This window comes from Methylorubrum sp. POS3 (assembly GCF_043352485.1).
Classification (GTDB): domain Bacteria; phylum Pseudomonadota; class Alphaproteobacteria; order Rhizobiales; family Beijerinckiaceae; genus Methylobacterium; species Methylobacterium suomiense.
The window spans coordinates 1,254,699-1,270,870 of sequence record NZ_JAPRBT010000001.1; the positions used below are offsets into that span (position 1 = coordinate 1,254,699).

The following is a 16,172-nucleotide window of genomic DNA, read 5'->3' on the forward strand; positions in this document are numbered from 1 at the left end:
GGCTCCTTACTGGATGCGCTTGTCGGACTGGGACTGGGGCGTGCCCGCGGCGGCCTGCTCGAGGCCGCGGACGATGGCGCGACGCGCCAGCTCGATCTTGAAGCCGTTGGTCGATTGGGGCTTCGCCTCCTGCAGGACCAGGTCGGCTGCCGCCTTGAAGGTCTCGCGGTTGGCCGGCTTGCCCTGCAGCAGGGCCTCGGCCTGCGTGTTGCGCCAGGGTTTGTGGGCGACGCCGCCCAGAGCCAGGCGCGCGGTGCGGATCGTGTCCCCGTCGAGTTCGAGGGCGGCGGCGACCGAGACGAGCGCGAAGGCGTAGGACAGCCGGTCGCGGAGCTTCAGGTAGGTGTAATGCGTGGCGAAGGTCTTGGCCGGCAGATCGACGGCGACGATGATCTCGCCCGGGGCCAAGTTCGTGTCTTTGGCCGGATCGTCGCCGGGCAGGCGATGGAAGTCCGAGATCGGAATCGCCCGCTCGCCGTTCGGCCCGCTCACCTGCACGACGGCCTCCAAGGCGGCCAAGGCTACGGCCATGTCGGAGGGATGGGTGGCGATGCAATGCTCGCTCGCGCCGAGGATCGCGTGGATGCGGTTGACGCCGCCGATGGCGCCGCAGCCGGAGCCCGGCTCGCGCTTGTTGCAGGGCGTGGCGGTATCGTAGAAGTAGTAGCAGCGGGTGCGCTGCAGCAGGTTGCCGCCGGTCGAGGCGGCGTTGCGCAGCTGGGCCGAAGCGCCCGCCAGGATCGCGCTGGACAGGAGCGGGTAGCGCTCCTTCACCTGCGCGTCGTAGGCCGCACTGGCGTTGGTCACGAGCGCGCCGATGCGAAGCCCGCCATCCTTTGCCTCGATGGCGCGCAGCGGCAGGCGGGTGATGTCGATGAGCCGGCCCGGCCGCTCGACATCGTATTTCATCAGGTCGATCAGGTTGGTGCCGCCGGCAATGAAGCGGGCGTCCGGGTCCGCGCCGAGCGCCTGCACGGCCTCCGCGACGGTGCTGGGGCGGACGTAATCGAAGCGGTTCATCGGCCGGCTCCCTGCATCACGTCCTCGATGGCATCGACGATGTTGGTGTAGGCGCCGCAGCGGCAGAGATTGCCGCTCATCGCCTCTCGGATCTCGTCGCGGGTCTTGGCGTGACCCTCGTTCATCAGGCCCACGGAGGAGCAGAGCTGGCCGGGCGTGCAATAGCCGCACTGGAAGGCGTCGTGCTCGACGAAGGCTTCCTGGATCGGGTGCAGGCTGTTCTTGCCCTCCCGCGCGGCGAGGCTCGCCAGCCCCTCGACCGTGGTGATCTCGGCCCCGTCCTGCATCACCGCGAGGGCGAGGCAGGAATTGATGCGCGTGCCGTTGACCAGCACCGTGCAGGCGCCGCACTGGCCGTGATCGCAGCCCTTCTTGGTACCGGTGAGATCGAGGCGCTCCCGCAGGAGGTCGAGTAGCGTCGTCCAGGGCGCCACCGCGATCTCGCGGCGCTCGCCGTTGATCGTCAAGGTGATGCCGATGGTTCCGACCGCGCCGGGCGAACCGCTGTCGATAAGCATGGTGTTGTCCGTGGCGAGGCGTTGCCCCGCGACGGCCGGGAGGATCGCCTCCTCGAAGCCGGGCGGGGGTTCGCGTCATGGGAGGGCGGGCCTGAAGCCCACGCCGGGGTCGATTCCATAACCGTTCCAAGGTGCAGCCGTTCCGGGCGATCGGCACACGCGCGGTTGATTGCGGTGCGACAACGATGTCGCCCGCGGGTTCGGGAGAGGGTTCGGGACTGCCCCGGCGACGCGAGGCTTTTCGTGGCGGCACGGCGGTGTTAGCTCGGCTCACATCGCCGTCCGCCCCAGGAGCCGCCCGTGTCCGCGACGCTCGATCCCGTCCTCAACGACATCGACCGCGACCTCGACAATTCTTTGGAGCGGCTGTTCGCGTGGCTGCGCATCGCGTCGATCTCGACCGAGCCGGCCTATGCCGGTCAGTGCCGCGAGGCGGCGGCCTGGCTCGCCGGCAACCTGACCGCGCTCGGTTTCGAGACCAGCGTGGAGGAGACCTCGCTGCATCCGGTCGTGCTGGCGCATCGGCCCAAGGCGAACGCACCGCACGTCCTGTTCTACGGCCATTACGACGTGCAGCCGGTCGATCCCTTGAACCTGTGGCACACGCCACCCTTCGAGCCGCGGATCGCCGAGGAGAACGGTTCGAAGAGAATCGTCGCGCGCGGGGCGTCGGACGACAAGGGTCAGGTGATGACCTTCGTCGAGGCCTGCCGGGCCCATCTCGCCATGAACGGCGACCTACCGGTCGGCGTCACGATCCTGGTCGAGGGGGCGGAGGAGAACGGATCGCAGGGCGTGCCAGAATGGGTCGCGCAGAACCGCGAACGGCTGAAGGCCGATGTGGCGCTCGTCTGCGACACCGGCATGTGGGACCGGCAGACGCCGCAGATCACCACCTCTCTGCGGGGGCTGGCCTATTTCGAGGTCAAGGTCACCTGCGCGGACCGCGATCTGCATTCGGGCTTCTTCGGCGGGGCGGCGGCGAACCCCATCCATGTTCTCTCCAGAATCCTCGCCGCTCTGCATGACGAGGACGGCCGCGTGACGCTGCCGGGCTTCTACGAGGGCGTGCGCGAGCCGCCGGCCGCGTTGCTGGAGCAGTGGCGCGGCCTCGGCCTGACCGCGGAGAACTTCCTCGGGCCGATCGGTCTCAAGGAACCGGCGGGCGAGCGCGGGCGCCTGCCGATCGAGCTGATCCAGTCGCGGCCCGCCTGCGACGTCAACGGCATCATCGGCGGCTACACGGGCGAGGGCACCAAGACCGTCATCGCCTCTCAGGCCTCGGCCAAGGTCTCGTTCCGCCTCGTGGACGATCAGGACCCGGAGCAGCTCGCCCGGACCTTCGAGGCCTTCGTACGTGAGCGGGTGCCCGCCGACTGCTCGGTGGAGGTGATCTGCTACAAGGGCTCCCGCGCCGTGGCGTTGCCCTACGACATGCCGCAGCTCGACGCCGCCAAACGGGCGCTCGCCGAGGAATGGGGACGCGAGGCCGTCGCCGTGGGCGCGGGCGGCTCGATCCCGATCGTCGGCGATTTCAAGCGGATCCTGGGCCTCGACACGCTCCTGATCGGCTTCGGCCTCGATGATGACCGGATCCACTCGCCCAACGAGAAGTACGAGCTGTCGAGCTTCCACAAGGGGACGCGCTCCTGGGCGCGGATCCTTCAGGCCCTCGCGGATGCACGGGGCTGATGCGAACCCAGGCTCATCCCACCCATCCCCCTCATCCTGAGGCTGGTGCGCGCCGCCGCCACAGGATGAGGACGCGCCCGGGATTTCCGTCGCAATCCGCATGAGCCTGAATCCGACCCCGGGCCAGCTCTTCGCCGGCTCTCAGAGCACCGCCGTGCTCCGCTTTCCCCTGCCGCCCTCGCTGCCGATACCCCTCGGCATCGCGGCGCCCGAGGGCGTGACGCTCGCGACCTGGGCGTTCTCCGGCCTGGAGGAGGGTGCAACCGGTGGACCCGTCTGCCTGGTAGCGCTCGAAGGCATTCCCGGCAGCGATCTCACCCTCGCCACCCACTTTCGCGATCTCTCGATCCGCCCCGAAGCCGCCTCGCCCGATGCACTGGGCGGCGCCGAGCGGAAACTGCTCGCCCGTGCCCTGCTCACGGCTGGCCCCGCGGGTCTGCCGGCATTGGCGGGCCTGTTTCCGCTGATCGAGACGGCGCTCGCTGCCTTCGCGCCGGAGGACGGGGCGCCCGCCCTGATCGCCGAAGGGCCGCACCATGCGCTGACCGGCACGGCCGTGCCGCACGCCCTGTTGCTGCACGCCGCCGACGGTTGGAGCTGCGTCCGGGTCGCGGCGGGTCGGCTTCGCTTCGCTGGCGGTCCCCGGACAGAGCTCGCGCTCGATCCGCTCTGGGGGACGAGGCCGGAGGGCATCCGCGCGGCCTTCGCGCTCCACGCTCACGGCTTCACGCCGCTCACCGTCCGGGCCGCGTGATGGCGAGCGAACCGGCGATCCTCGTCCTCGCACCGATGCCCGCCGCCCCCGCGAGCGCCGGCAACCGCCGCCGGCTGGTGGCTACTTGCGAAGCCCTGATCCGCGGCGGCTTCGCGGTCGATCTCGCCTATGTCGCCCACGAGGATCAGATCTATCGCCGCTTCGGCCAGCATCCGCCGACCGATCTGGCCGCCATGGGCGCGGCGTTTCGCAACGTCTTCCTGATCGAACCGCGGGCGGTGATCCCGCTCAAGACGCGGGCGCCCTTCTTCGACATCGACGATTGGTGTCCGGCCGAACTCGGCCCGTTCGTCGACTGGTATTTCTCGGAGTTTCCCGAGACCGGCGCGGCGCTGGTGAACTACGTCTTCCTGTCCGCCGCCCTGAGACGGGTGCCGTCCGGCGTCCTGAAGCTGATCGACACCCATGATCGCTTCGCGGGACGTCAGACCCAGTATCGCCCGTTCCGTGCTGAGCCGAACTTCTTCTACACCGATGTCGCGGGCGAGGCGGCGGGCCTCAACCGCGCCGATGCGGTACTGGCGATCCAGGCGGCGGAAGCCCGGTACTTTGCCGGCATTTCCTCGACCCGCACCCTGCTGCTCCCACCTCGGTTTCCGCCTCAGCAGCCGTTCGCGGTGCCGAGCCGCGTCGGCCGCATCGGCTTCCTCGGCCACGGCAACGATCCGAACCTCTTCTCCATCGGCCGCTTCGCCCGGGCCTGGGCCGAGGATTGGACGCCGGACCGGCCCGAACTCGTGATCGCGGGCGAGATCTGCCGCAGCCTGACCGGCATCGAGGGCCCCGGCGTGCGGCTGCTCGGATATCTCGATCGTCTCGCTGATTTCTACGCGCAGACCGATCTCGTGGTGGCGCCGATGCTGATGGGCTCGGGGTTGAAGATCAAGGTCGGCGAGGCGTTGTCGTTCGGGCGCCCGGTGATCGGCACCGAGATCGGCCTGGAAGGCTTCGAGCCGGAGGACCCGGCCCATCGCTGTCGCGACGCGCACGCGGTGAAGGCGGCGGTGCTGTCGGTCGTGGCGGATCGGGAAGCCTTGGCCCGGCTGACGGCGGCGAGCGAGCGGCTGTTCACGCGCTACGCGGCGGTGACGGAGGCGGCGGAAGCTGAACTGATCGCGTTGCTTCGTGCGCATGAGGCGGCCCGCGAACACCCCCTCCCACGGACGACGCGAGCAGATGGGCTCGGATCATCGGATATTGCCGGGATCGGTGAGCCTTCGGTTGTCTCGGGCGGCGGTCTCGTCCTCACTGGCGAATCCTCCGCGCGCTCCCTCCCCGCGACCGATCCCGATCGCGGCGTGCTCGTCGCCACCGAGCGGCGGCCCGGCGACGGCAGCGCCGCACCCTATGCGCCGGAGCGTCGGCGCTGGTTCGCGCGGGCTGCGGAGACGGGTGGCACAGTCTCCAGTCTCGGCACCCTCGACGTCGCGCTCGCGCCCGAATGGGTCCGGACCCGCGCGCTGCCACAGGCCGCCCGCGCCGCCCTGGCGCTCGCCTTCGCCGACATGGAAGCGGATTGGGAGACGAGGGGGCAGGTCGTCGGACGGGCCGGCGACCGGCTCGAGATCGCGACCCTCCTGCCCGGCGTGCTGGCCTCGGGCACGCATCCCGCCGTGGCATTCTGGATCGGCGACGGCGTCGCCATCGAACTGCGCCTGGAGCGCGTGACGCCGCTGCAACTGCGCCGGCCCGCGGCCTACACGGACAAGACCGGGCGTCTGCCCGCTCCAATTCCGGTCAGCCTGAGCTTTCGCGAGGCCGCCGAGCCACCCGCAGGCGACGGACGCCTGCTCATCCTGACCGATGACGGCATCGGCCGCATCATCCTGAAGGCGTCCGCAGCATGAGCGACACGCCCCCCATTCCGCGTCTGGACACCGTCGATCCGCAGATCGGCCGTCGCGCCGCGCTCGTGGAGGCCGCGCTGATCTGGGAGGCGATCCACCGCAACGGCGTGCGCCTCGCCTTTCGGCCCGAGCCCGAGCCCGACGTCTCCGTGGTGATCGTCGCCCGCGACGCCCGCCATCTCCTGGCCCTCACCCTCTATCGCCTCTGCGGCCAGCAGTCCCTCGCCGGGGTGGGCTTCGAGGTGATCCTCGTCGACAATGCGTCGAGCCCGGAAACCTGTGCCCTCTATCCCCGCCTCGACGGCGTCACGCTGATCGAGAACGACGAGAACACCGGCTTCGGCCCGGCCTGCAACGCGGGGGCGGCGCGGGCGCGCGGGCGCTTCATCCTGTTCCTCAACCCCGATGTCGACCTGATGCCGGGTGCCCTGGCCGCCATGGTTGCAGCGTTCCGGGATCAGGCGGATGTCGGCATCGTCGGCGCCCGCCTCGTTTTCCCCGGCGGCTTCCTGCAGGAATCCGGGGCGGGTTTTCGCGACGACGCGGCACTCACGTATCCGCACGGGCGCGGCGATCCCGATCCCCTGGCGCCCGAGCATGCGGTCACCCGCGATGTCGGGTACGTCTCGGGTGCCGTGCTGATGATCGAGCGCGCCCTGTTCGAGCAACTGGGCGGCTTCGACCCGCTCTTTGCACCGGCCTATTACGAGGACACGGATCTCTGCCTGCGCTGCCATCAGGCCGGCTATCGGGTCCTGGTGCAGCCGCGGGCCACCGCGATCCATTACGAGAACGCCACCAGCGCCAAGCGCGAGGAGGTCGAGGCGCTGCTCGACCGCAACCGCACCCGTTTCCGCGATCGGCACCGCGCCAACCTGTTCGCACAGGGGCCTCAACCGCGACCCGGCGCCAGCCTCGACCACGATCCCTGGCGCCTGCGGGTTCTCTACGTCGACGATCAGGTTCCTCACCTCGATCTCGGCGCCGGCCTGCCCCGCGCCAACGCGATCCTCAACGCCATGGCCGGGCTCGGCTATGCCGTGACCTTCTTCCCGAACTACGAGGCGGATGCGGAGGAATCCCAGCGCTATCGCGATCTCGACGGGCGCATCGAGATTTGTCACGCCAGCGGCGACGAGGGCTTCGCCCGGCTCATCCGCGAGCGGCGCGACGTCTACGACGTGCTCTGGGTCAGCCGTCCGCACAACATCCTGTTCGTACTCCAGGCCCTGAATGCGCAGGGACTCGATCCGCGCGGCTTCGCACGCTCCCGGGTGATCTTCGATTCCGAGGCTCTCTTCTGCCTGCGCGATTTCGTGACCGAGGCGGCTACCGGCGGCCACGCGGTCGCGGCCGATCTCGCATGGCAGGCCGAGCGCGAGGCGCGCCGCTTCGGGCTGGCCGATGCGGTGGTCTGCGTCTCGCCCGCCGAGGCGCGGGTGCTCGCGCGCTACGCGGCGTGCAACGTCGCCGTGCTCGGACACGCCCTCGCTCCGGCAGCAGCGAGCCCGGATTTCGCCGCGCGCTCCGGCTTCGTCTTCGTCGGCGCGCTCGGCCGCGAGGGGCAGCCGAACGTCGATTCCCTCGACTGGTTCTTCCGGAATGTCTGGCCGCTCGTGCGTGCAGAGCTGCCCCAGGCCGAGCTGACCCTCGTCGGAGAGATCGCCGATACCATCCGCGCCCGCTTCATCCGCGACGGCGTCCGCATCACCGGTCGGGTGCCGCGTACGGAGCCCTATCTCGACGCCGCCCGGGTCTTCCTGGCGCCGACCCGTTTCGCCGCGGGCATTCCGCACAAGGTCCACGAGGCGGTGGCCCACGGCCTGCCCTGTCTCGCCACGCCGATTCTCTCGGAGCAGCTCGGCTGGCCTGAAGGTACGGGCCTGCTCGCCCGGGACTGGCGGGATCCGGACGCTTTCGCCTCGGCCCTGATCCGCCTGCACGAGGACGCCGCCTTGTGGCGCAGCGTGCGCGACGAAGGACTCGCCCGTATTCGAGCCGAATGCGACCCGTCCGTCTTCCGCGCCGCGTTGCGCGGTTTGTGCGAGGCCCAGACCGTCGCATGAGCGCCCTGTCTCCCACGACCCGCCTCGTCGGCCTCGTCTCGGGCCTCCTGCGCCGCGCGTTGTACGGACGGGTGCCGCGCCTGTTCGACGCCGCCTATTACCGCGCCCGTCATCCGGGCGTGGCCAAGAGCGGCCTCGACCCCTTCCTGCATTACGTCTGGCTGGGCGCGCGGTCCGGCCACAATCCGAACGCGGATTTCGACACGGTCTTCTACCGTCGCCAGAGCGGCGCGACCCGGCTCGATCCCGTGCGCCATTATCTGCGGGAGGGAGCGGCCCGAGGACTCGATCCGAGCCCGGCCTTCAGCACCGCTCTCTACCTCGCCCGGTACCCCGACGTGGTGGCGGCCGGCGTCAACCCGCTGGTTCATTTTCGCAACGACGGCCGGGCGGAGGGCCGCGAGGCCGCTCCGTCGCCGATCGAGCCGGATCGCCTGCGGGCGCTGGACGGCGTGGGCGAAGACCACATTCTCATCCTGCCCGAGACCGAGGGCGGGCGCTTCTCGCTGACATGGCAGCGCGAACATCCCCTCGATCCGGGGGCAGCCTTCGCGCCGCGGGTCTGCCTTCAGCTCTGCGTCGACGGACTGGAATACGACGCCCTGCTCGACGCCCTGCGGGCCTTCGAGGCCGGTCGCCAGGACAGCCTCGCCCTCGACATCGACACCGCCGCGGGCCCGCACCCGCCGATGCCGACGCAGCTGCTCGCCTTCGAGCGCAGCTTCCTCACGCACTCCGGCGACGGCCGGACCTGGAACCTGCGCTACGCGGAACTGCGGGTCTGGGACTTGCGCCTGAAGCGGCCGGGCGTGGCCGCGGTGTTTCCGGGCGGATGCTTTTCAGCGCATCGGCCGGCGAAGGGAGAGGCGTGGCCGGCCGTGTAAAGCGAGCCACTGCGCGTTCAACCCCCTCCCGAGATGGGAGAGGGTTTCGTCGGCGTCACGCGTCCATTCACTCCGAGACCGGCGTCGCCCCCGGCTCGGCCATCGCCGCGATCTCGGCCACAGAGCCCGCATGCGCCTCCACCACGGCGGCGGCCGTGACGTTGACGATGCCGCGGGCCGTCACCGACGGCGTCAGGATGTGGGCGGGCTTGGCCGGACCGATCAGGAGCGGGCCGACCGGCAGGGCATCCGCCAGCACCTTGGCGAACTGGAAGGCGATGTTGGCCGCGTCGAGATTCGGGAAGATCAGGATGTTGGCGGCACCCTTGAAGCTCGAACCCGGCAGCACCCGGTCCCGCACCAGTTCCGACAGGGCGGAATCCGCCTGCATCTCGCCATCGACTTGAAGCTTCGGGGCGCGGGCACGGATCTGCTCCAGCGCGCCGCGCATCTTGCGGGCGCTGACCGAATCCGACTGTCCGAAATCCGAGTGGCTCAGCAGCGCGATCTTCGGCGTCAGGCCGAAGCGCGCGACATGGCCGGCGCAGGCGATCGCCACGTCGGCGATCTCTTCCGCCGACGGATCGGGGCGGACATGGGTGTCGGCGAGGAAGTAGGCGCCCTTCTTCGTGACGATCAGGCTCATCGCCGCGAAGTCGAGCACGTCCGGGCTCTGGCCGATGATGTCGCGGATCACCCGCAGGCGCGTCTCGAACCGCCCTTCGAGGCCGCAGATCAGCGCATCCGCCTCGCCGCGCCGCACGGCGAGCGCACCGATCACCGTGTTGTTGGTGCGCACCAGGGTGCGGGCGAGATCGGGGGTGATCCCGCGCCGGCCCGCCACTTCGAGATAGGTCGACACGTAGTCGCGGTAGCGGGGATCGTCCTCGGGATCGATCAGGTCGAAATGGTCGCCCGCGCGGATCGACAGGCCGAAGCGCTTGATGCGCGTCTCGATGACCCGCGGGCGCCCGATCAGGATCGGGCGGGCGACCTTGTCCTCCACCAGCGCCTGGGCGGCGCGCAGCACCCGCTCGTCCTCGCCCTCGGCGTAGACGACGCGCTTGGGATCCTCCTTCGCCTTGGAGAAGATCGGCTTCATGATGAAGCCGGAGCGGTGCACGAACCGGTCGAGGGAATCCGTGTAGGCCTGGATGTTCTCCACCGGGCGCCCGGCGACGCCCGAATCCATCGCTGCCTTGGCGACCGCCGGGGCGATGCGCAGGATCAGGCGCGGGTCGAACGGGCTCGGGATGAGCGAGCGCGGTCCGAAGGGACGCGCCTCGCCGCCATAGGCGCGGGCGACGACGTCGGAGGGCGTCTCGCGGGCGAGCGCCGCGATGGCCTTCACGGCGGCCTTCTTCATCTCCTCGTTGATGGCATGCGCGCCGACATCGAGCGCGCCGCGGAAGATGTAGGGGAAGCACAGGACGTTGTTGACCTGGTTCGGAAAGTCCGACCGCCCGGTGCAGATCATCGCGTCCGGGCGCTTCTCCTGGGCGAGATCCGGCATGATCTCGGGATAGGGATTGGCGAGCGCCATAATGAGCGGCTTGTCCGCCATCTTCTCGAGATATTCGGGCTTGAGCACGCCGCCGGCCGACAGGCCGATGAACACGTCGGCGCCGCCGATCACCTCGGCGAGCGTCCGCGCCTCCGTCTCCTGCGCGTAGACCTCTTTCCAGCGGTCCATCAGTTCGGTGCGGCCCTTGTAGACCACGCCCTTGATGTCGGTGACCGTGATGTTCTCGCGCGTCGCACCCAGCGAGACGAGAAGGTTGAGGCAGGCGAGTGCCGCCGCACCCGCGCCCGAGGTAACGATCTTGGCGTCGGAGAGCTGCTTGCCGGCGAGTTCGAGCGCGTTGAGGACGGCGGCCGCGACGATGATCGCGGTGCCGTGCTGGTCGTCGTGGAAGACCGGGATGTTCATCCGCTCGCGGCAGCGCTCCTCGACCTCGAAGCACTCCGGCGCCTTGATGTCCTCGAGGTTGATGCCGCCGAAGGTCGGCTCCAGGGAGCAGACCACGTCGACGAGCTTGTCGACGTCCTTCTCGTCCACCTCGATGTCGAACACGTCGATACCGGCGAATTTCTTGAAGAGGACCGCCTTGCCCTCCATCACCGGCTTCGAGGCAAGGGGGCCGATATCGCCGAGGCCGAGCACGGCCGTGCCGTTCGTGAGCACCGCGACGAGGTTCTGGCGGATCGTGAGAGTCGCGGCCTCCTGCGAGTCCTCATGGATCGCCATGCAGGCGGCCGCCACGCCCGGCGAGTAGGCGAGGGCGAGGTCGCGCTGGTTGCCGAGCGGCTTGGTCGCCTGAATTTCCAGCTTTCCGGGCTTGGGAAGGCGGTGGTAGACGAGCGCCCCGGATTTCAGATCCTCGGACATATTGTCGGCCATGGCGATGCCGTCCTCTCCCGCATCCTCGTCGCGCACCGTCGCCTCTCATCGCGGAGGGGTGCGCCGTTGAGGCATCTGTTGCAACGGCTGAAGCGGGGGCGCAACCCGCACAACGAGACACGGCTGCATCTCCGTGTCCTGGCGCGCCGATGGAATTATCTAATCGGCCCATATTCTTACGGCCGACCGAAGGTGCGTTTCCCGGAATCCGGGCGGCGGCTGACGATCGGCCGCTATTGTTCCATCGCCGACAAGGTCGAGATTCAGCTCGGCGGCGGTCACCGGCTGGATTGGGTCTCGACCTACCCCTTCACGGCGATGCCGGACTTGTGGCCGGGGGCCGATGCGCCCGATCACCACCTCTCCAAAGGTGATGTGGTGATCGGGCACGATGTCTGGCTCGGATCCGGCTGCCTGATCTTATCAGGGATCACCATCGGGCACGGGGCTGTGGTGGGCGCCCGGGCCGTCGTCACCCGCGACGTGCCCCCCTACACGGTAGTCGTGGGAAGCCCGGCGCGGATCGTGCGCCGCCGCTTCGACGAGGCGACGGTGGCCGCACTTCTGGAAACGGCTTGGTGGGAATTCCCGAAGGACACGGTGCAGCGGTGGATTCCGCTGCTTCAGAGCGGGCAGATCGACGCGTTGATCGCCGCAGTGCGGGCCGAGCGCGCCGTTGCGACGCCGCCGCGATTGCCGTAACCGGCCCGCATTCGCTCACAACCGAAGACAGCGCCGATGTCTGACCAGCTTCCCGACCGCTTGTCGGTCAATCCGAACAGCCCGTTCTACGACGAGGCGATCCTCGCCCGCGGCGTCGGTGTCCGCTTCAAGGGCGTCGAGAAGAACAATGTCGAGGAATACTGCGTCAGCGAGGGCTGGGTGCGGCTCTCCGCCGGCAAGACCCTCGACCGGGCCGGAAACCCGATGACGGTGAAGCTGAAGGGCCCGGTCGAGCCGTATTTCCGCGAGACTTCGGAGGCCTGAGGCCGCCCCGATAGGGGTGGATCGCTGCCGGAGGCGGTGATCGCCACCCTCGTCCGGAAACCCCGCGACGCAGCGACCCGGAATCGAAAGGGCCGACGCCTTCAGGCGCCGGCCCTTTCATGTTGCGGTCGAGATCCCCGAAAGGTGATCAGTTCCGGGCGGCCATCATGTCGTGGGACAGGACGGTGAGCTTGCCGATGAGGCTCGCCACGTCGCCGTGGGCGCAGGACCACTGGGTGCCGATGGCGCCGCCGTCGTGGGACACCGAGACCACGGCGACCGAGCGCAGCTTGCCCTCGCGGGCGAGCTTGAGCTGATCCTGCAGCACCTCGATGATGGAGGCGACGTTCTCGTCGGCGACCGCTTCCGTGGCGGCGGACGGGAAGGCGACCACGTTGGCGTCGTTGAGGGCGCGTTCGAACTTGGACATTCAGGCTACTCGACGAGGCTTGAGGGAAGAGCGGCCGAGGGGGCCGGCATGAAGGCGGTCCACGAGACGGGCGAGGCGGTCGGGCAGGGCGGCGTCGCGCTCGACCGAGAGGCGCTTGCCGATGGCGTAGGCGACCCCCTTGGTCACCCGGCCGACCGAGAGGTCGGCCTCGCCCATCGGGGATGGAAATCTGTCCGGCTTGTCGGGATCGACCATCGCTTCCTCGCTCTCGGACATGGCGTAGGACGATCCTGCGCGCTGCAACGCGTCATGAAAATGGCAAGGGGCCGGTCACGCTTGCGCATTTCCCTGGCTGTGGCGCCGGAGTGACACTTTCCCGGCCCCAAGCGGTTCGCTGTCAGCGCGGATCGCGCCAGCCCGACCCTGCCGGGGCGGGCGCCGCGTTCACCGAAGCCGGGCCGGTGCTGCCGGTGCGGGTCGGTTCCGCGGAGGCGGGCGGTTCGGCCATCGCCGAGCGGCGCGGGGCCGGTGAGGTCAGACGCGCCTGACGGTGACGCGCCGCGGCGCGGGCGCGACGGGTCCTGCGGGGGCGCGCTTCGCTGTTCGACCCGATGACGCCGCCGGCCACCGCGCCGACCACGGCGCCGATGGGTCCGCCCACCAGCGCGCCCGCCACCGCACCCGCGCCGACGCCCATCGCGGTGCGGCTCTCGGCCTGTGCCGGTGCCGAAACAGAGAGGCCGGCCACCACCGCAAGGCCGAGGCACATCATTCGCATCAGGTTCGTCCCCTCAAGAAGTGTAGGGACGCCTCTGACGGTCGATCTTGACGAAAGGGTGACCTGTCGGAGCTGTCGTGACTTCGCGAAACGGGGTCCGGGCCCGAATAGTCGCGCTTGTTCTTGCCGGATGCCTACATCTGCAGAATGGACGGTGCGTTCGGCCTGGGATCATTCCTGGGTATGCGTTTGTGCTGCCTTGAGTGGCCCGCGCAGAGCCAGCACCAGCGGCACCGTCGCGAGGGCGGTGGCGGCGGCGGCGAGCAAACCGGCGGTCTCGCCTGCCCGGTCGGCGAAGGCACCGTAGGCGATGGGGGCGATCCCGCCCGAGCCGATCACCGCCGTATAGAACAGGGCGAAGGCCCGGCTGGTATCGCCGCGGGGCGCGAGATCCGGCACGGTCCCGTAGAGCACGGAGGAGGTGCCGTTCAGGGCGACCCCGAGCGCTGGCAGCAGGACCAGGGTCGGCACCAGCGGCAAAGGCAGCAGGGCGGCGACGAGGAGCGCCGTGATCGCTTCGGTGACGACGACGCTGCGCACCACGCCCACCCGTTCGCCGAGCCAGCCGCACACGGCCTTGCCGAAGGCGCCGCCCGCGAAGACCAGGGCCAGGGCCAGACCGGTGGTGGTGCCGGTCCCGCCCTTGGCTTCCAGGAGGAACGGCAGGAACAGCAGGGTTCCCATTCGGGTGGCGGTGTCGAGGGCGCCGACGGCCATCAGCAGGGTGAAGCCCGTCCGGGATGAACCCGCCCCGCTCTTCGCGGCTCGCGTCGGCGCCGGCACCAGGGGCCGGCGGGGCAGCACCGCGACCAGCGTGACGGCCGCAACGAGCCCGACGAGCGCCATCAAGCCGGCCACCGGCCGCCATGCGAGGACACCGAGCAGCACGGCGACCGCCACCGGAAACGTCGCCTTTCCGATGTCGCCCGCGAAATTGTAGATGCCGAGCGGCCCCCGCGCGGCGCGCCCGTAGGCGTCCGAGACGAGGAACGAGGCGCGCGGATGCTGGATGCTCGAGCCGATTCCGGCCAGGACGAGGCCGGCGCAGAGCCCGAACAATCCGCCGCTGAGGCCCATCACGACGAAACCCGCCGCCGCGACCAGCGTCGAGAGAGCGAGCGCCGCGCGGATCGAGAGGCGCCCGGCGATCCGGTCGGCCGGCACCTGGAGCCCGCCCATGGTGCCGTAATAGAGGCTGCGAAGCGCCGCGAGCCCGGCATAGGACAGCCCGAACTCCGCCTGCCAGACCGGCAGGAGCACGTAGAGCAGATCGGTGTAGCCATCGTGCAAGACGTGGGCGATGCAGGCGCCGCCCAGGCTGCGCCGTTGCGTCGTCGTCGCCTCCGGCAGCGCGCGATCCGATCGGTCGATATCCAGGGTCCGGCTCACGCGGCACGATCCTCTCTTGGAGCTCCGTCCAGATTAGATCCGTGACAATTCCGGTATCAGGCCCGGTTCGATCACCGATATCGTGCGTTTTCCTCACGGATCGGAGCGATCGGCCATGCGCCACCTGCCGCCTCTCCATGCCCTGCGCGTGTTCGAGGTCGCCGTGCGGGCCGGGAGTTACGCCGCCGCCGGCACGGAACTCGGCCTGACCCACGGCGCGGTCAGCCGGCAGGTCGCGGCCCTGGAGGCGTGGCTCGGGCAGCCGCTCTTCGCCCGCGTCGGGCGCAGGATGGTGGCCACGCAAGCGGCGCGGGTCTTCGCCACCGAGATCAGCCTCGCCTTCGACCGGTTGACGGAAGCCGCCGACATCTGCGGCCGACCGCTCGCACCGCGGGTGCTGCGGGTCAGCGCACCGACGACCTTCGCGATGCGCTGGCTGATACCGCGCCTCGACGGTTTCCGGGCGGCGCGGCCCGATACCGAGGTGACGGTCACGACGACCACGACCCTGCAGGAGGAACTGCGCGGGGGCTTCGACCTCGCCATCCGACGCGGGCCGGAACCCTGGCCGCAGCACTATGCCGTGCCGTTCCTGGCGGAGGTCGACACGCTGGTGGCGAGCCCGGCCCTTCTGTTGCGAGCGCCCCTCGCCAGCCCCGGCGATCTCGAAGGTCGCGTCCTCCTGGGGACGCAGACGCGACCGGGCGACTGGCGCGCTTGGCTCGCGGCGGCGGGCGCTGTCCGACCCGAGGGCGCACGCCCCCGGATCTTCGACCATTTCTTCGTCACGCTGCAGGCTCTGGAGGACGGCGCCGGGCTCGGCATCGGACCGTTCCCAGTGCTCGACCGGGCGGTCGCGGAGGGCCGGCTCGCCGCCCCCTATCCGGGCATCGTCGTCGAGCGGCCCGGCTATTTCGTGCTGACGCCGTTCGACGCCGACAAGACGCCCGCCCTCGCCGCCTTCGTCGAGTGGCTCGTGGCGGAGGGCGCCGCCTCGCTCACAATTCCCCGGTGAGGAACTGCGCCCGGCCATGGCCGAAGGACCAATCCTCGTCCGTGTTCTCCACGGTCGAGACCATGACATCCGCCGGCGCGATGCCGCAGGCGGCCTGGAGCTTCTCGGTCAGCAGCCGGTAGAACAACTCCTTCTTCTCGCGACCGCGCGGCCGGGTGATCATCTGCACCACCACGACGTCCTTCGTTCGCGGGATATCGAGCCCGGTATCCTCCACGATCATCCGCGTGGGCTTGTGCTCGGTCACGATCTGGTAGCGGTCGCCGGGGGGAACGTTGAAGGCTTCCAGCATCGCTTCGTGCGCCGCATCGAGCAGAGCTTTCAGCTCGGCATCGCTGCGTCCTTCCAGCAGGTCGAAGCGCATGAGGGGCATGGTGGGTCTCCGGAACGGGAAAAACGCGGCCTCTGG

General features: G+C 69.7%; 16 protein-coding genes. 8 read left to right on the top strand and 8 right to left on the bottom strand.

The genetic code is table 11. The features are described from left to right. Positions 1-6 precede the first annotated feature (6 nt). Positions 7-1,020 (bottom strand): FAD binding domain-containing protein, encoded by a 1,014-nt coding sequence (locus OWC43_RS05860; protein ID WP_393956034.1) that lies wholly within the window; start codon positions 1,018-1,020, stop codon positions 7-9. Then, entirely contained in the window at positions 1,017-1,538 is a 522-nt protein-coding gene (locus OWC43_RS05865) for a (2Fe-2S)-binding protein (protein ID WP_137827451.1), read from the bottom strand. The genes OWC43_RS05860 and OWC43_RS05865 overlap by 4 nt, the downstream gene beginning before the upstream one ends. Positions 1,539-1,838: 300 nt before the next feature. Here OWC43_RS05865 and OWC43_RS05870 point away from each other — a divergent pair, with 300 nt between their 5' ends. The 5 genes from OWC43_RS05870 to OWC43_RS05890 all read left to right on the top strand — a co-directional run bounded on the left by OWC43_RS05870 (position 1,839) and on the right by OWC43_RS05890 (position 8,802). Next, complete coding sequence (locus tag OWC43_RS05870) at positions 1,839-3,230, top strand: M20/M25/M40 family metallo-hydrolase (RefSeq protein WP_393956035.1); 1,392 nt, start codon at positions 1,839-1,841, stop codon at positions 3,228-3,230. Positions 3,231-3,330: 100 nt separating this feature from the next. Next, entirely contained in the window at positions 3,331-3,984 is a 654-nt protein-coding gene (locus OWC43_RS05875) for a hypothetical protein (protein ID WP_393956036.1), read from the top strand. Beyond that, on the top strand, positions 3,984-5,852 hold the full coding sequence (locus tag OWC43_RS05880) for a glycosyltransferase (RefSeq protein WP_393956037.1): 1,869 nt from the start codon (positions 3,984-3,986) through the stop codon (positions 5,850-5,852). The genes OWC43_RS05875 and OWC43_RS05880 overlap by 1 nt, the downstream gene beginning before the upstream one ends. Then, positions 5,849-7,918 carry a glycosyltransferase gene (locus OWC43_RS05885; RefSeq protein ID WP_393956038.1) on the top strand — a complete coding sequence of 690 codons (2,070 nt, stop codon included), beginning with the start codon at positions 5,849-5,851 and terminating at the stop codon, positions 7,916-7,918. Before OWC43_RS05880 ends, OWC43_RS05885 begins: the two co-directional genes overlap by 4 nt. Then, the gene (locus OWC43_RS05890) at positions 7,915-8,802 is read left to right on the top strand and encodes a hypothetical protein (protein ID WP_393956039.1); all 888 of its coding nucleotides are present in this window, start codon (positions 7,915-7,917) and stop codon (positions 8,800-8,802) included. The genes OWC43_RS05885 and OWC43_RS05890 overlap by 4 nt, the downstream gene beginning before the upstream one ends. Before the next feature lie 67 nt (positions 8,803-8,869). Here the strand turns inward: OWC43_RS05890 and OWC43_RS05895 are convergent, their stop codons facing one another. Continuing rightward, positions 8,870-11,203, bottom strand: coding sequence for an NADP-dependent malic enzyme (locus OWC43_RS05895; RefSeq protein ID WP_393958502.1), 2,334 nt, complete (start codon positions 11,201-11,203; stop codon positions 8,870-8,872). A 78-nt stretch (positions 11,204-11,281) separates the two neighbouring features. Here OWC43_RS05895 and OWC43_RS05900 point away from each other — a divergent pair, with 78 nt between their 5' ends. Both OWC43_RS05900 and OWC43_RS05905 read left to right on the top strand, forming a co-directional pair. Beyond that, on the top strand, positions 11,282-11,905 hold the full coding sequence (locus OWC43_RS05900; RefSeq protein WP_137827597.1) for a CatB-related O-acetyltransferase: 624 nt from the start codon (positions 11,282-11,284) through the stop codon (positions 11,903-11,905). A gap of 36 nt (positions 11,906-11,941) precedes the next feature. Continuing rightward, entirely contained in the window at positions 11,942-12,190 is a 249-nt protein-coding gene (locus OWC43_RS05905) for a DUF3297 family protein (RefSeq protein ID WP_137827445.1), read from the top strand. 148 nt (positions 12,191-12,338) lie between these two features. Here OWC43_RS05905 and OWC43_RS05910 read toward each other — a convergent pair whose 3' ends face one another. From OWC43_RS05910 to OWC43_RS05925, 4 genes are all read right to left on the bottom strand, one after another. Next, a complete protein-coding gene (locus OWC43_RS05910) occupies positions 12,339-12,620 on the bottom strand; it encodes a hypothetical protein (RefSeq protein WP_137827444.1) in 282 nt (93 codons plus the stop codon). After that, a complete protein-coding gene (locus OWC43_RS05915; protein ID WP_137827443.1) occupies positions 12,621-12,857 on the bottom strand; it encodes a hypothetical protein in 237 nt (78 codons plus the stop codon). Positions 12,858-12,978: 121 nt separating this feature from the next. Further along, positions 12,979-13,359 carry a hypothetical protein gene (locus tag OWC43_RS05920; RefSeq protein ID WP_393956040.1) on the bottom strand — a complete coding sequence of 127 codons (381 nt, stop codon included), beginning with the start codon at positions 13,357-13,359 and terminating at the stop codon, positions 12,979-12,981. Between the two features lie 171 nt (positions 13,360-13,530). Next, entirely contained in the window at positions 13,531-14,748 is a 1,218-nt protein-coding gene (locus OWC43_RS05925) for an MFS transporter (RefSeq protein ID WP_393956041.1), read from the bottom strand. Between the two features lie 115 nt (positions 14,749-14,863). Between OWC43_RS05925 and OWC43_RS05930 the strand changes: the two genes are divergently transcribed. Continuing rightward, complete coding sequence (locus tag OWC43_RS05930; protein WP_393956042.1) at positions 14,864-15,763, top strand: LysR substrate-binding domain-containing protein; 900 nt, start codon at positions 14,864-14,866, stop codon at positions 15,761-15,763. Here OWC43_RS05930 and OWC43_RS05935 read toward each other — a convergent pair. Further along, positions 15,747-16,136, bottom strand: a complete 390-nt coding sequence (locus OWC43_RS05935) for a tautomerase family protein (protein ID WP_091942617.1) — start codon at positions 16,134-16,136, stop codon at positions 15,747-15,749. The two genes, OWC43_RS05930 and OWC43_RS05935, sit on opposite strands and share 17 nt — an antisense overlap. Between the last annotated feature and the right edge of the window lie 36 nt (positions 16,137-16,172).

What these genes read in the sequence shown, in the direction of transcription:
- OWC43_RS05885 (WP_393956038.1), top strand. Translation starts at nt 5,849, where the DNA reads ATGAGCGACACGCCCCCCATTCCGCGTCTGGACACCGTCGATCCGCAG.
- OWC43_RS05930 (WP_393956042.1), top strand. Translation starts at nt 14,864, where the DNA reads ATGCGCCACCTGCCGCCTCTCCATGCCCTGCGCGTGTTCGAGGTCGCC.
- OWC43_RS05880 (WP_393956037.1), top strand. Translation starts at nt 3,984, where the DNA reads ATGGCGAGCGAACCGGCGATCCTCGTCCTCGCACCGATGCCCGCCGCC.
- OWC43_RS05875 (WP_393956036.1), top strand. Translation starts at nt 3,331, where the DNA reads ATGAGCCTGAATCCGACCCCGGGCCAGCTCTTCGCCGGCTCTCAGAGC.
- OWC43_RS05860 (WP_393956034.1), bottom strand. Translation starts at nt 1,020, where the DNA reads ATGAACCGCTTCGATTACGTCCGCCCCAGCACCGTCGCGGAGGCCGTG.
- OWC43_RS05915 (WP_137827443.1), bottom strand. Translation starts at nt 12,857, where the DNA reads ATGTCCGAGAGCGAGGAAGCGATGGTCGATCCCGACAAGCCGGACAGA.
- OWC43_RS05905 (WP_137827445.1), top strand. Translation starts at nt 11,942, where the DNA reads ATGTCTGACCAGCTTCCCGACCGCTTGTCGGTCAATCCGAACAGCCCG.
- OWC43_RS05935 (WP_091942617.1), bottom strand. Translation starts at nt 16,136, where the DNA reads ATGCCCCTCATGCGCTTCGACCTGCTGGAAGGACGCAGCGATGCCGAG.
- OWC43_RS05865 (WP_137827451.1), bottom strand. Translation starts at nt 1,538, where the DNA reads ATGCTTATCGACAGCGGTTCGCCCGGCGCGGTCGGAACCATCGGCATC.
- OWC43_RS05910 (WP_137827444.1), bottom strand. Translation starts at nt 12,620, where the DNA reads ATGTCCAAGTTCGAACGCGCCCTCAACGACGCCAACGTGGTCGCCTTC.
- OWC43_RS05890 (WP_393956039.1), top strand. Translation starts at nt 7,915, where the DNA reads ATGAGCGCCCTGTCTCCCACGACCCGCCTCGTCGGCCTCGTCTCGGGC.
- OWC43_RS05895 (WP_393958502.1), bottom strand. Translation starts at nt 11,203, where the DNA reads ATGGCCGACAATATGTCCGAGGATCTGAAATCCGGGGCGCTCGTCTAC.
- OWC43_RS05920 (WP_393956040.1), bottom strand. Translation starts at nt 13,359, where the DNA reads ATGCGAATGATGTGCCTCGGCCTTGCGGTGGTGGCCGGCCTCTCTGTT.